The sequence below is a fragment of the Polyangium mundeleinium genome (assembly GCF_028369105.1).
GTDB classification, from domain to species: domain Bacteria; phylum Myxococcota_A; class Polyangia; order Polyangiales; family Polyangiaceae; genus Polyangium; species Polyangium mundeleinium.
The window spans coordinates 3,527,058-3,541,037 of the sequence record NZ_JAQNDO010000001.1; the positions used below are offsets into that span (position 1 = coordinate 3,527,058).

General features: G+C 68.1%; 8 protein-coding genes. 4 read left to right on the plus strand and 4 right to left on the minus strand.

The window, feature by feature from the left end; all coding sequences use genetic code 11:
• Positions 1-67: 67 nt before the first annotated feature.
• Positions 68-1,492 carry an L-serine ammonia-lyase gene (locus POL67_RS14280; protein ID WP_271917895.1) on the minus strand — a complete coding sequence of 475 codons (1,425 nt, stop codon included), beginning with the start codon at positions 1,490-1,492 and terminating at the stop codon, positions 68-70.
• A 107-nt stretch (positions 1,493-1,599) separates the two neighbouring features.
• Here POL67_RS14280 and POL67_RS14285 point away from each other — a divergent pair, with 107 nt between their 5' ends.
• The 4 genes from POL67_RS14285 (at position 1,600) to POL67_RS14300 (ending at position 8,629) form a co-directional block, all read left to right on the plus strand.
• Positions 1,600-1,884 carry a hypothetical protein gene (locus tag POL67_RS14285; RefSeq protein ID WP_271917896.1) on the plus strand — a complete coding sequence of 95 codons (285 nt, stop codon included), beginning with the start codon at positions 1,600-1,602 and terminating at the stop codon, positions 1,882-1,884.
• A gap of 13 nt (positions 1,885-1,897) precedes the next feature.
• Positions 1,898-3,355 (plus strand): TolC family protein, encoded by a 1,458-nt coding sequence (locus tag POL67_RS14290; protein WP_271917897.1) that lies wholly within the window; start codon positions 1,898-1,900, stop codon positions 3,353-3,355.
• A 10-nt stretch (positions 3,356-3,365) separates the two neighbouring features.
• Positions 3,366-4,670: a copper oxidase gene (locus POL67_RS14295; RefSeq protein WP_271917899.1), complete on the plus strand. Its 1,305-nt coding sequence runs from the start codon at positions 3,366-3,368 to the stop codon at positions 4,668-4,670.
• Between the two features lie 83 nt (positions 4,671-4,753).
• Entirely contained in the window at positions 4,754-8,629 is a 3,876-nt protein-coding gene (locus POL67_RS14300) for an ATP-binding protein (protein WP_271917901.1), read from the plus strand.
• Positions 8,630-8,638: 9 nt separating this feature from the next.
• On the opposite strand, the gene POL67_RS14305 is transcribed toward POL67_RS14300, so the two are convergent.
• The 3 genes from POL67_RS14305 to POL67_RS14315 form a co-directional block, all read right to left on the minus strand.
• On the minus strand, positions 8,639-9,262 hold the full coding sequence (locus POL67_RS14305) for a hypothetical protein (RefSeq protein WP_271917903.1): 624 nt from the start codon (positions 9,260-9,262) through the stop codon (positions 8,639-8,641).
• 145 nt (positions 9,263-9,407) lie between these two features.
• Positions 9,408-12,575, minus strand: coding sequence for a PAS domain S-box protein (locus tag POL67_RS14310; RefSeq protein WP_271917904.1), 3,168 nt, complete (start codon positions 12,573-12,575; stop codon positions 9,408-9,410).
• Positions 12,576-12,994: 419 nt separating this feature from the next.
• A complete protein-coding gene (locus POL67_RS14315) occupies positions 12,995-13,966 on the minus strand; it encodes a hypothetical protein (RefSeq protein WP_271917906.1) in 972 nt (323 codons plus the stop codon).
• Positions 13,967-13,980: the final 14 nt, after the last annotated feature.

The following is a 13,980-nucleotide window of genomic DNA, read 5'->3' on the forward strand; positions in this document are numbered from 1 at the left end:
TCTGCTCGAAGGGCCGATCTTTGGGACAATCGGGGACGTCTGTCAACCTAGAGCGCCGCTCGATGTTCTAGCATTCGGGAATGCCGACGCTCACGTCGATGCCGGTGTCGAGCGGTGCTTCGAGCACGTGCACGGCGAGGCCGCCGCGCGCGGTCTCCTTGTACTTCTCCTTCATGTCGGCGCCCGTGTCCCGCATCGTCTTGATGACCTTGTCGAGGGCCACGAAATGGCGGCCGTCGCCGCGGAGCGAAAGGCGCGCGGCCTGGATCGCCTTGATCGCGGCCATCGCGTTGCGCTCGATGCAAGGCACCTGCACGAGGCCGCCGATCGGATCACAGGTGAGGCCGAGGTTGTGCTCCATCGCGATCTCGGCCGCGTTCTCCACGTGCGCGGGGCTGCCGCCGAGCACCTCGCAGAGCGCGCCCGCCGCCATCGAGCAGGCCGAGCCCACCTCGCCCTGACAACCCACGTCCGCGCCGCTGATCGAGGCGTTCTCCTTGTAAAGCAGCCCGATCGCCCCCGCCGTGAGGAAAAAACGCACGACGCCGTCGTCCGTCGAGTGGGGAATGAACCTGCGGTAATAATGCAAGACCGCCGGGATGATCCCCGCCGCGCCGTTCGTCGGGGCCGTGACCACGCGCCCGCCGGCGGCGTTCTCCTCGCTCACCGCGAGTGCGTAGAGGCTCACCCAATCCATCGCCGTCAGCGGGTCGCGCAGGCCCGCCTCGGGGTTTTCGAGCAGATTCCGGTAGAGCCCCGGCGCGCGCCGCTGGACGTGCAAGCCCCCCGGCAGCGTGCCCTCCGTGCGCAGGCCGCGCTGCACGCAGGCCTGCATGACCTGCCAGATCCGCAAGAGCCCCGCCCGCGTCTCGGCCTCGGGCCGGAAGATCGACTCGTTCGCGAGCATCAGGTCGCTGATGGAGAGCCCGCGCGTGGCGCAGGACGCGAGCAGCTCCGAGGCCGTGCGGAACGGGTAGGGAAACCCGGCGCTCGGGGCTTCTTTCGGCGCGTCGCCGCCCGCCTCGGGGTCGTCGACGACGAAGCCACCACCGACCGAATAATAGACGCGCGTGTCGAGGACCTCGCCGTCCGCGTTCGTCGCGGTGAATCGCATCCCGTTCGGGTGAAACGGCAGCGTCTTGCGGGAGAAGAGGATCTGCGAGGGGAGCGCGAAATGGATCTCCTTCTGGCCGAGCAGGGCGAGGCGGCCCGTGGAGCGGACGGCGCTCACGAGCGCCTCGACGCGCTCGACGTCGACCCCGTCGGGTGTCTCGCCGAGGAGGCCGAGGATCACGGCCTTGTCGCTGCCGTGGCCCTTGCCCGTCGCGCCGAGCGAGCCGAAGAGCTCGGCCTTCACCTGGGCCGTTCGCTCGAACGCGCCTCGCTGCGCGAGCCCCAGGGCAAACGTGCGCGCGGCCCGCATCGGCCCCACGGTGTGCGAGCTCGACGGTCCGATGCCGATCTTGAACAGATCGAAGGTGCTGATGGTCATCGCGGCCGGAGTGTACTCCCACCGCGCGCCCCTCGCCTGGCGAAGCGCGGGGAGGTGCTACAGTCGCGCCCGCGCGGACGGGGCTGCTCCGCCGCGCCCTTCCCGTGATGAAGATACTTCCGACCTTCCCGTGTTTGCTCGTCGCCCTCGTGACGGCCGCTTGCGCCGCCGAGCCCCCCCAAACCTTCCGGCCCGCGTCGCCCGCGAACCCCGCGGCCGCGCCGGCGAAGCGGCCCTCCGTGGGCGCCGTGCTCGCCGCGACAGACCCGCTCGAAGCGCGCGTCTGCGCCGAGGGCGCCCCGTGCGTCCTTCCCGGCGCCCCGGCCGCGAAGGCGCCGCCCGCGGAGCACAGTGGGCACGGCGGGCATCAACATCACCACCACGGACCGTGAGGTAGGCGCATCCATGACGAGCTCCCGTGTTTTCGGTGGTTTTTCCGTACTGCTCGTTTCGCTCGCCGCGGCGGGGTGTGGCCACGGGGCCCTCGACGCGGACGTGCGCGACGTGAACGAGTTTCTGGCTGCGCAAGGGGCGGGGCGAACGCCGGGCGGCGCGGCGCGCCCCTCCACGACGCTCCCGTCCGAGGAGCGCTGGGAAGAGGACCCGGCCGAGGCCCCGCGTATCCTCGCCAAACCCTTGCACGCCGAGGCGGCCGTGCGCCTCTCGCTCCTCTTGAACCGCGATTTGCGGGCCTCGATGTACGAGCTCGGCATCGCCCGTGGCCGCGTCGTCACGGCGGGGCTCTTGCCGAACCCCGAGGTCGAGGTCTCGCTGCGCGCCCCGCAGGATCCTTTTCAAACCCTGCAAGCCGACATCGGGATCGAATACGACATCTCGCGGGTGATCCTCTTGCCCTTGCGCAAGGGCGCGGCCGAGGCGGAGCTCGCGGCCGAGCGGGTGCGCGTCGCGGGGCAGGTGCTCGACACGGGGTATCGGGCGCGGGTCGCATTTTACGAGGTGCAGGCGCGCCAAGGCGTGCTCGATCTGCGGGCGCGCGCGCTCGCCGCGTACCAGGCCGGGTATGCCGCGGCGGAGGAGCTTCACCGCGTGGGCAACCTGCCGGACGTGGACCTCGCGACGCAACGCGCGGCCGTGGAGGCGTCGCGGATCGAGGTCGCGGAGGCGGAGAATGCGCTGCTCGACGCGCGGGAGCGGCTCAACCTGGCGATTGGTTTGTCAGGGGAGCAGACCTCGTGGACGGCGCCGGACCCGCTGCCGCCCCCCGAGGTGGATACGATCGACGCGAATGGGGAGAAAAAGGCGCTCGCGGCGAGCTTCGAGCTCGCGGAGATCGCGGGGCGGATGCAGGCCGCGGGCAAGCGCGTGGGGGTGGCGCGCGCGGAGGGCAGCCTGCCGCACCTCTCGGGCGGGTTTCATAGCGAGCACGACGGCCGGAGCTGGGAGATCGGCGGGCACGTGACAGTGGGGCTGCCGATCTTCGATCGGGCGCAGGGCCGCGTGATCAGCGCGGAGAGCGAGCTCGGGGTCTTGCGCGAGCGGTACGTGGCGACGGCGACGACGGTGCGGGCGAGCCTCCGCATGGCGCAGAACCGCGTCGAGTCCGCGGGCAAACGGGCGAAGCACTTCCGGGAGGTGCTGATCCCCGCCCGGGAGAAGGCGCTCGCCGAGACGATCTTGCAATACAACGCGATGCAGGTCGGCGTGTTCCAGGTGCTCGAAATGCAGCGCCGGGTGACGGACACGGGCATCGCGTACACGGAGACGCTGCTCGAATACTGGAAGGCGCGCGCAGCGCTGGAGCAGATCCTCGCGGGCCGGCATCGATCGGTCGGGCTCGCGGCGCCGGGCGTCGGGAGCCTCGGCAATGGCGCGGCGGACGTCGGGGCAGGGCAGGATCACTGAAGGAGGCACCATGGATCGACGTGATTTCGTGAAGATCGGCGCCGCGATCGGCGGCGCGCTCGTCGCCCAAGGCGCGCTCGCCCAGGGCGCGCCCGACAAGAACGCAGGCAAACGGCCGCGCCGCGCAGGGCCCTTTCCCGGCGGACAGCCGGCGGTCGTCACGCCCAACGGGGCGACGCTTCCGCTCGTCGAGAAGGACGGCGTCAAGATCGGCCACCTCGTGGCGATGCCGGTCAAGCACACGTTCGCCCCCGGTCTCGACGCCGAATGCTGGGGGTACAATGGCCGGGTGCACGGCCCCACGATCGAGGTCGTCGAGGGCGACCGCGTGCGCTTTTACGTCACGAACCGCCTCCCCGAGCCGACGACCGTGCACTGGCACGGCGTCATCCTCCCGAACGGCATGGACGGCGTCGCGGGCGTCACGCAAAAGCCGATCGAGCCGCGGGAGACGCACGTCTACGAGTTCACGTTCTCGAAGGCGGGGACGTTCATGTACCACCCCCATTACGACGAGATGACGCAGATGGCGCTCGGCATGGTGGGGATGATCGTGGTGCACCCGAAGAACCCGAAGGGCCCGCGCGTGGACCGCGATTTCGCGCTCGTCACCCACGAATGGGCGATCCCCGCCGGCACGCGGCGGCCGGATCCGAACGAGATGACGGATTTCAACGTGCTCACGTTCAACGCGAAGGCCTACCCGGGCACGGCGCCGCTCGTCGTGGGCAAGGGCGAGCGCGTGCGCATCCGGCTCGGCAACCTCTCGGCGATGGATCACCACCCCATTCACCTGCACGGTTTGACCTTCGAGGTCGTGGGGACCGACGGCGGCGAGGTCCCGGTCTCGGCGCGTTTCCCCGAGACGACGGTGCTCGTGCCGACGGGCAGCGTGCGGGTCATCGAGTTCGTGCCCACGGAGTCGGGCGACTGGGTCATGCATTGCCACATGACCCACCACATGATGAACCAGATGGGCCACGGCTTTCCCGTGATGGTCGGCGCGAACGCCAAGAAGATCGACGCGCGGGTGCAGGCGCTCGTGCCCGACTACATGACGATGGGCCATTCCGGCATGGGCGGGATGGACGACATGAAGATGCCTGTCCCGAAAAACGCGATCCCCATGCGTGGTGGCAAAGGTCCGTTCTCGACGATCGACATGGGCGGCATGTTCACGATCCTGAAGGTGCGCGACGACCCGGACGCCGAGGATGGGACCGGCTGGTACGTGCACCCGAAGGGGACGGTGGCGAACAAGGCTGAGAGCGTGAAAATGAAGGCAGATGGGATTGATCCCGATGTGACCTTCTGATTGCGGACATCTCGAACGAGCGTCCCGGACGGCTGGTTTTTCCGGGCTAGCATCACGGGCGGACGTCCATTAAAGCTGGATTCATGGCTCCGCGTGGTGTCCAGGATGCAGCGGTCGAGGGCTGGCTCGCCGGCGGCGGCGAGATGGGCGCTTTGATGCGCTCGTTCGATTGGTCGCGGACCTCGCTCGGCCCGGTCTCGGGCTGGCCGAGGAGCCTGAAGACGATGGCCGGCGTCGTGCTCAACACGCGCTTTCCGATGGTGGTCTGGTGGGGGCCGGAGCTCCTCCAGGCCGTCTACAACGACGCCTTCCAGCCCATGCTGGGCAACAAGCACCCCGCGCTGGGGGCCCCCAGCGCCGAGGTATGGGCCGAGGTATGGGACGTCGCAGGTCCCATGGCGCAAAGCGTGCTCGAGGGCGCGCCCGCGACCTGGGAAAAACATCTGCTGCTCTGGATGCAGCGGCGCGGGTTCGTCGAGGAGACATATTTCACGTTCTCCTACAGCCCCATCCCCGACGACGACGGGCGCGTGGGCGGCGTGCTCAACACGGTGCACGAGACGACCGAGCAGATCCAGGACGACCGGCAGCTCCGGATGTTACGCGACCTCGCGGCCCACTCCGCCGAAGCACAATCGGCCGAGGAGGCGTGCCGCACGGCCGCCACGATCTTCGCGTCGAACCAGGCCGATCTGCCCTTCGCGTTGCTCTACCTCGCCGACGGGCGTGAAGGGGAAGCGAGGCTCGTCGGCGAGAGCGGGCTTGCCGGATACGAAGGCCCGGCCAAACCCGCGGTGCACCCGGTCCGAGGCGAGAGCTCGCGCGCCGCGTGGCCCCTCGCCGAGGCGGCGCGTACGGGGCGGAAGGTCCTCGTGGAGGACCTCGCCGCGCGGTTCGGCGTCCTGCCCGGCGGCGGATGGGGCAGCCCGCCGGAGCGCGCGATCGTCCTGCCCCTCGTGCGCACCGGGCAACCCGAGCCGTACGGCTTCCTCGTGGCCGGCCTGAGCCCGCATCGCCTGATCGACGAGCGGTACTGCGGCCTCTTCCGGCTCGCGGCCGATCAGGTCGTCACGACGATCAGCAACGTCCGCGCCTACGAGGAGGCGCGCGCCCGCGCCGAGGCGCTCGCCGCGATCGATCGCGCCAAGACGGCCTTTTTCAGCAACGCGAGCCACGAGCTGCGCACGCCGCTCACCCTGATCCTCGGGCCGGTCGAGGACGCGCTCGCCTCGGGCGCGGGGGTGCTCGCGGGCGAGGGCCTGCGGTGGGTGCATCGGAGCACGATCCGGCTCGCGAAGCTCGTCAACGCGCTGCTCGACGTCTCGCAGATCGAGGCCGGTCGTATCCGCGCCGCATACGAGCCGACCGACCTCGCGGGGCTGACGATCGACCTCGCGAGCACGTTTCGTTCGGCCTTCGAGCGGGCGGGGCTCGGGTTCGAGGTCGATTGCCCGGCGCTGCCGGAGCCGGTCTTCGTCGACCCCGACATGTGGGAGAAGATCGTGCTGAACCTGCTCTCGAACGCGCTCAAGTTCACGTTCGAGGGGAAGGTCCGTGTGGCCTTGCGGGCGGCCGGGAGCCACGTCGAGCTCACGGTCGAGGACACGGGCACGGGGATCGCCGCGCACGAGCTGCCGCTCCTCTTCGATCGGTTCCACCGCGTTCAGGGCGCGCGGGCGCGCACGCACGAGGGCTCGGGCATCGGGCTCGCGCTGGTGCAGGAGCTCGCGCGGCTGCACGGCGGGCGCGCCGAGGTCACGAGTGAGCTCGGCCGAGGGACGAGGTTCCTGGTGGTGATCCCGTTCGGCGTGGCGCACCTGCCCGCGGATCGCGTCCGATCCGAGCCGTCGCCGGCGTCGGCCCGGCTCCGCGCGGCGGCGCCGTACGTGGAAGAAGCGCGGAGGTGGCTGCCCGGCGAGGACGCGGACGCCGACGGCGCGTCGGACTTGGCCCTTCCGCCTGCGAGGGGCGCGCTCGCGTCGCCCCCGAACGCGCGCATCCTGCTCGCCGACGACAACGCCGACATGCGCGGGTACGTCGGGCGCATCCTCGGCGAGCACTGGAAGGTCGAGGCGGTCGGGGACGGCGCGGCGGCGCTCGAAGCCGCGCGCGCGTCGCGGCCGGACCTCGTGCTCACGGACGTGATGATGCCGAACCTCGACGGCTTCGGGCTCTTGCGCGCGCTGCGCGACGACGCGGCGCTCTGCGACGTGCCGGTGATCATGCTCTCGGCGCGCGCGGGCGACGAGTGTCGCGTCGAGGGCCTCCAGGCGGGCGTGGACGACTACCTGTCGAAGCCGTTCTCCGCGCGCGAGCTCGTGGCGCGCGTGGCGCTCCACCTGCAGCTCGCCGAGCTGCGGCACCGCGCGGTGCGGGAGCGGGAGAAGATGTACGCGCTCTTCATGCAAGCGCCGGTGGCGATCGCGTCGCTCCGCGGCCCGCGGCACGTCTTCGAGCTGGCGAACCCGCACTACGAGGTGATGGTGGGCAAGACGAACCTGGCGGGCCGGGCGTACGTCGACGTCTTCCCGGAGCTCGCAGACCACCCCATCATCGGCATCCTCGACCGGGTGTACACGACCGGCGTCCCCTACGTGACCGACGAGCTCGAGCTCGACATCGATCGCGGGAGCGGCCACGTGGAGGAGTCGTACTTCGGCTTCAACCTGTATCCCGTGCGCGGGGAGTCCGGGGAGCCGGAGGGGTTCTTGTGCGTGGCCGTCGACGTGACGGAGCGGGTGCTGGCGCGCAAGCGGCTGGAAGAGGCGATGCAGGAGCGGGAGGAGCTGCTCGTGCGGGAGCAGGAGGCGCGGCGCCAGGCCGAGGCGGCGAACCGGTCGAAGGACGAGTTCTTGGCAATGCTGGGGCACGAGCTGCGCAACCCGCTCGCGCCGATCACGACGGCGCTGTACCTCATGCGCATGCGCGCGGGCGACGTGGCCGCGCGGGAGCGTGCGGTGATCGAGCGGCAGGTGAAGCACCTCGCGCAGCTCGTGGACGATCTCCTGGACGTCTCGCGGATCACGCGGGGAAAGGTGGAGCTGAAGAAGGAGCGGCTCGAGGTCGCGGAGGTGGTGGCGAAGGCCATCGAAATGGCGAGCCCGCTCTTGGAGCAGCGGCGGCACCACCTGACGGTCGAGGTGCCCTCGCGGGGCCTCGTGGTGGACGGGGACGGGACGCGTCTCGCGCAGGTGATGTCGAATCTGCTGACGAACGCAGCCAAGTACACGGAGTCGGGCGGGCAGATCGCGGTGGAGGCGGAGCGGCGCGGGCGCGACGTGGAGATCCGGGTGCGCGACAACGGAATCGGGATCGCCGCGGACGTGCTGCCGAGCATCTTCGATTTCTTCGTGCAGGACCGGCAATCCATCGACCGCGCGCAAGGAGGGCTCGGGCTGGGTCTGGCGATCGTGCGGAACCTCGTGACGATGCACGGAGGGACGGTGTCAGCGCGGAGCGAGGGGAAGGGGCGAGGGAGCGAATTCGTAGTGCGGCTCCCGGGCGTGGCGGGGCTCTCCGAGGGGGACGCGGCGCGGACGTGGGGAGATGCGCCGGTGGGAGCAGCGGTGAGAGGGCGAGCGGGGCATCGAATTCTGGTGGTGGATGACAATGAGGACGCGGCCATGCTGCTGGCGGAGTCGCTGGGGAGCCTGGGGCATCAGACGCAGGTGGCGTCGGACGGGCCATCGGCCTTGCGGCTGGCCGAGAAGTTCCGGCCAGACATCGCGCTGCTCGATATCGGTCTGCCGGTGATGGACGGGTACGAGCTGGCGCATCGGCTGCGGGAACAGCCGGAGCTCGACCAGCTCCGGTTGATTGCGGTGACGGGATATGGCCAGGCGTCGGATCGGTCCTTGTCGCAGAAGGCCGGATTCGATGCCCATCTGGTGAAGCCGGTGCAATTCGATCGGCTGGCGGGGCTCGTCGAGGAGCTCTTCGGCCAGGAGGGGGAGGAGTAGCCGCCGCCGCTAAAACGCCGTCAAGAACCGGCTCCGCCTCGACCGCGCGCTCTGCCGCCCTTCCTGTCCTTCCTTCTTGTCCGGCCCGAACGCGACGCCCAAAACAAACGAGCCGCGGAAGAAGTACTCGTCTTCCTTCCGTTGTTTGCCCGTCGCGAGATGCTGCCATGTGACGCCGTGGGGCGTGAAGTCGGCCTGCAATCCGATCACGAAGAAGTCGAGGATGAACGCCGTGCGGAGCCCGGTCGTGAACGCGACGTCGTGGTTGTCCACGATCTTGTAATCGGGCACGTTCACGGTCTGGAGGTCGAGCGGGAACCGCGCGCCAAAGAAGGGCCGGAGCTCGAAGATGTCCGCAAATTTGATGGACCAGCTCCCATGCACCGCCGGCCCGAGGTACCGATACGAGCCGTAGGTGCCAGCATAGTTGACGCCATAATCGAGCGTGCCGCCCAGGCAGATGGCGTCGAGGAGCCTGAGCTCCAGGGTGCCGCCGACCCCAGCCTCGGTCCCAGCGCCCCCATGCACCGTCGCGACGAACCGATGTCCTTTGTCGCGGGCCGAAGCTGCAGGCAAGAGCGCGAAGAAGCCGAGGAGCGCGGAAACGAACTGCGCAATTCGAAGACGAGTCATCGGAACACCTCCAAAGGGGGATCCATTCCGGGCTGCGGAAAGGAAGCTCGTCCCGAAGAATGTGGGCAGCCGCGTGACCAGCGACGCTCATCCGACGAGCCGTGGGATTTCGTCGACGAGGGGCGCTCTGGGGGCGACGAGACGCTCAAGCGCTGACGCGTGATCTTGCAGGCTCGGCCGTTGGCACGGTGAAATGGAACGTGCTGCCATGGCCGAGCGTGCTCTCGGCCCAGATCCTCCCGCCGTGGGCTTCGACGATCCCCTTTGCGATCGCCAAGCCCAATCCTGATCCGAGCCTCGCCGTCTCCTTCGCCTGCCAGTACCGCTCGAAGAGGTGGGGGAGTTGCGCGTCGGGGATGCCGGGGCCGGTGTCGGAGACGCAGATCTCGATGTATCGGTCGGAGCGATGGGCGTGGACGGTGACGACGCCTCCTTCTGGCGTGAATTTGATGGCGTTTCCCAGGAGATTCGAGAAGACCTGCAGGATTCGATCGTGGTCGGCGAAGATTCGTGGGAGCTCGGGATCGAACTCGTGGGTCACGTGGATCGACCTCGCGGCTGCGAGGGCCTCGATCGATTCGCAGCAGATGTCCACGATGGCTCGAATGTCGTGGACCTCGGGCTCCACGACGAACGTCCCCGACTGGATCTTGGCGAAGTCCAGGATGCTCATGATCAGCCGTTGCATGACCGTCGCGGAGCGGTCGACGCTGTCCGCTATTTTCGAGAGCCGCGCCCTCACGTCCGGATCGGTGGGGCGAAGCCTGTTCAGCAAACGCGCGTTCATCAGGATGGCGGAGAGCGGGTTTTTCAGATCGTGCGACACGATGGCCACGACGTCTTCTCGTGTTCGAATCGCCTCACGGAGCTGCGTCTCGATGTTCTTTCGCGCCGTGACGTCGCGGATGATCGCGGTGACTTGCAGCTCGCCGTCGACGACACCCGGGCTCAGGGAGACGTCGATGGGAAACTCGCTGCCGTCTCTTCGTGCTGCGTAAAGATCGAGACCGGCCCCCATTTGACGAGCGTGAGGATTCGCGACGTATTCGGTCCTGTACCCGATGTGCTGTTCCCTGTACCGCTCGGGGATCAACATCTCCACCGGCTGATCGATCACCTCCTCGGGCTCGTAACCGAACAGGCACTCGATCTGCTTGTTCACGAGCTTGATGCGCCCCCGGGCGTCGACCACGACGATCGCGTCGTGCGCGCTCTCCACGAGGCTGCGATAACGCCTCTCGGCGACCTCACGCGCGCGTTCGGCCCGTTTTCGCTCGCTGATGTCGCGAACGAAGCTCAAGAGCCTCCCGTCGGGTGAGGATTTGGCGCTGATCTCGACCGGTAGGTACGTGCCGTCCTTCTTCTGCAGGTCCCATTCGGCGACGTCGACGGTCCCGGGCTCTGCCAGCCGCCGCATGGCGGCCTGGAAGCGCGATGCGGCGTCGGGCGCGATTCTGTCGAGGAGCGCTGTCCCGACGAGCTCGTCCCGGGAGAGACCCAGCATCCCGCACCCCGCGCCATTCACGTCGATACAGCGCCCCGCTGCGTCGACGACGAAGATCCCGTCGGCCGCGAGCTCGACGAGATCTCGATACCTCTGCTCGCTGCGTCGAAGCGCCTCCTCGCTCGTTCTTTTGGCGGTGATGTCGTCGTGCACCGCGACGAGGACGAGCCCGTGCTCGGGGTGGCGGAATTGCGACGCCGTGACGCGACACCAGAACGGCGCCCCGTCCTTCCGGACGTTCTGGACCTCGCAGGTCGTGACGTTTTGCGCAAGAATGGTCGACACCAGCCGACGCGCGAGCTCCTGCGCGCCTCCGGCGACGTCCTCGAAATTCAGCATCGACACGTGCTGCCCGATGAGCTCTCCGGGGGCATACCCGAACATGGCTTCGAATTTCGGGTTCGTGTGGACGATCGACCCGTCGGAGGCCTTCACCAGGCAGGCTCCTTCGGCCATGTTGTGCAGGATCTCCGCTTGAAGCGCCACCTGCTGTGTACGCTGCTCGACCCGCCGTTCCAGCTCCGCGTTTGCTTTTTTTAGCGCCTCCTCCGCGAGCTTCCTCTGCGTGATGTTTTCGACGAACATCAGAATGCCGCCGATCTCGTCACCGTCCTCGTGCCAGGGACGGACCTCCCACCGGATCCATGTGACGGTGCCGTCGGCCCGCTCGAAGCGATCCTCGTCGCAGCGCTCGACCGCGCCGGCGAGGCAGCGACGGTGCACGTCTTTCCACCAGTCTGGTACTTCGGGGAAGACCTCGTAATGAGACTTGCCCACGCAGTCCACCGCCTCCAGGCGAAAGTCGGAGATCCATCGGCGGCTCACCCAGAGGTATTTCATGTTCCGATCGAACATCGCGACGGCTCCGGCGGCGTGCTCGATCATGAGCTTCAGGTGATAGGCGGCTTTTTCCCGCGCATCGTCCAGCCGGTCGAGTTTCTCTGAAGTCCGCCAGAGGATGGCGGACAGGATGGTCGTTCCGAGCGTGACGATGAGCACGAGCGAGAAGCCGAGATCGAAGATTCGGCGGCTGTTTCCCAGTTGGACGAGGAGGCCGAGCATCACCAGCGTCAGGATGGCCGCTGGGAGCATTCGTTTCGCCAGGAGGCTCCCGGGCTTGCCGCTCACGAAGACGGACATCACGCCGACGCGCGGTCGGGCGAAGAGCAGGCCGAGCGAGAGCAGCGCGAACGCGATCTCGGTGTGAATCGCCACGGAGGAGTAGGGCAAGACCGTGGCCATCGTGTGGGCGCCGTAGAGATATCCGAGCAGCCCCAGCATGGAGAGGAAGAAGCTGAGGAGCACCGGGAGTTGCCACAGAAAGCTCCGGCGCTTGGAGAGCTGTAGGGTGAGCAGCGAGAGGCCCAGCAACGCGAGCTTCAGGGCCGTGAGCGGCCCCATTCGCCCCGGGTGGGTCGGAGAAGGGGCGGGGCTTCGATCCGCGACGAGCGCTTCGTCGATGGGTAGATCGAGCCCCCACAGGTATTCGGCGAGCGTCGCGACGGCCAGGCAGGTCACGACGCCGCCGCAGAGCAAGAGGAGGACGTCTTTCCCTCGGGAGCGAACCTTGGCTTTTTCCTCGGCGTGAAGCACGAGGACGGCGAGCCCCATCCATGCGAAGGATACCGCCGTGTTCATCTTCATCGACGGGAAGCGCATCGTGATGCGCTTCAGCACCTCCACGTCGAACGCCCAGCCCATCATCACGAGCACCGCGATCACGAGCGCGGCGACGCCGAATGCCATCGATGCTTTCTGGTACGATGCGATGAGCCGGCTACAAGATTCGGTGTCGCCCTTCGTGCTCATCACCTCCCCCTCTCGCCATGGATCGCCGCTTCAATGATCCGGATGCACGGCGCTCGTCCGCGAAGCCAAGGGACGAACGCCGCCGCGCACAGAATACGGTCGGCTCGCCCGTTTCCTCGCCGTGACCCATCCGGTCCCCCGGAGACAGGCGGTCGAGCCGCGCAGCCTCTTCGTGCGTCGCACGGGGAGTTCGGGATCGCTTCGACATCACCGGGAAGGTATCTCGTAGCACGTCGCCGGTTGTCGTATCGTCTCTTTGTCCGTTCCCGGGCCGCAAAGAGGCGGCCCTGCCGGGCTCGACGTCATGGCCGACGATACCGGTCGCCTGGTTCGTTTCGAGGCGGAAGCGAGGGCGGAGGCTCGGCGTGCGGAGGGAGGGGAGGGAGGAGCGAGGAACGAGGGCGCCGGAGGGGCCGACGTCAGTTTGGCGTCGGAATGTCCACCTGACAGTTCTTCGCGGGCGTCAGCCACTTGATTGCATTCAACCAGAACAGCTCGACCTGGTATTCCGGGTGCCCCGTCCACTCGGAATCGTACGTGATCCATTCGTCGCCCCACATGAGCACGTGGCCGCTGCCCACGTCCTGCGCCTTGAGCACGTCGTGCCCTTGCTCCGTGGCGAGCGTCTGGCCCATTCCCTCGACCGGGTATCCATTGTCGACGCCGATCTGCGTCACGCCGCTCGTCACGGGATGCGTTACCCAGGTCGAGACGGGGATGGTCGATCCCCCGGCTTGCGGCAGAATCTGCTGCGCGTTGTAGCTCATGCCAAAGGCGCCGAGGAGCGTGTTCACGTTCGTCCGCTCGGTCGGGTCGCCATAGCCGATGAGCGTCATGAAGCCGCCCCCCGAATTCACCCACGCGCTGAGCGCCGCGACCTCGGCCTCCGAATACGTGCGGTTCATCGCGCTCAGGTTCTGCGCGACGATGACCTGGTATTTGTCGAGCAGGTCCTTCGTGAGCACCTGGTCGTTCAGGGAGATGGCCCCATTGTCGCTCCGGGTGTCGAGCCACGTGGCGAAGACATCCCCATTGCCCCACTGGCCGGGCAGCCCGAGCGTCGCGATGCGCAGACAATCGCAGATGCCGTCGTTGCCCACGTCGACGTTGTCGATCGTCCCGTCGCCGTCGTTGTCGATGCCGTCGCACACCTCGGGCCCGCCCCCGCCGGAGCCGCCGCCCGCGCCGCCACTTCCGACGAACACGCCCCCCACGTTTTCGCCGCCTTGTCCGACGCCGCCTTGTCCAGCGCCGCCTTGTCCGGTGCCGCCTTGTCCAGAACCGGACGTGTTCGCGCCGGCGCCGCCGGTCGCCGTCCCGCCGCTTTGTTCGCAGCCAGCGGCGAGCCCGAAGAGGACGGCGGCGAGCTGAAGTGCATAAGAACGTTGCATTCCTGCACGATAAG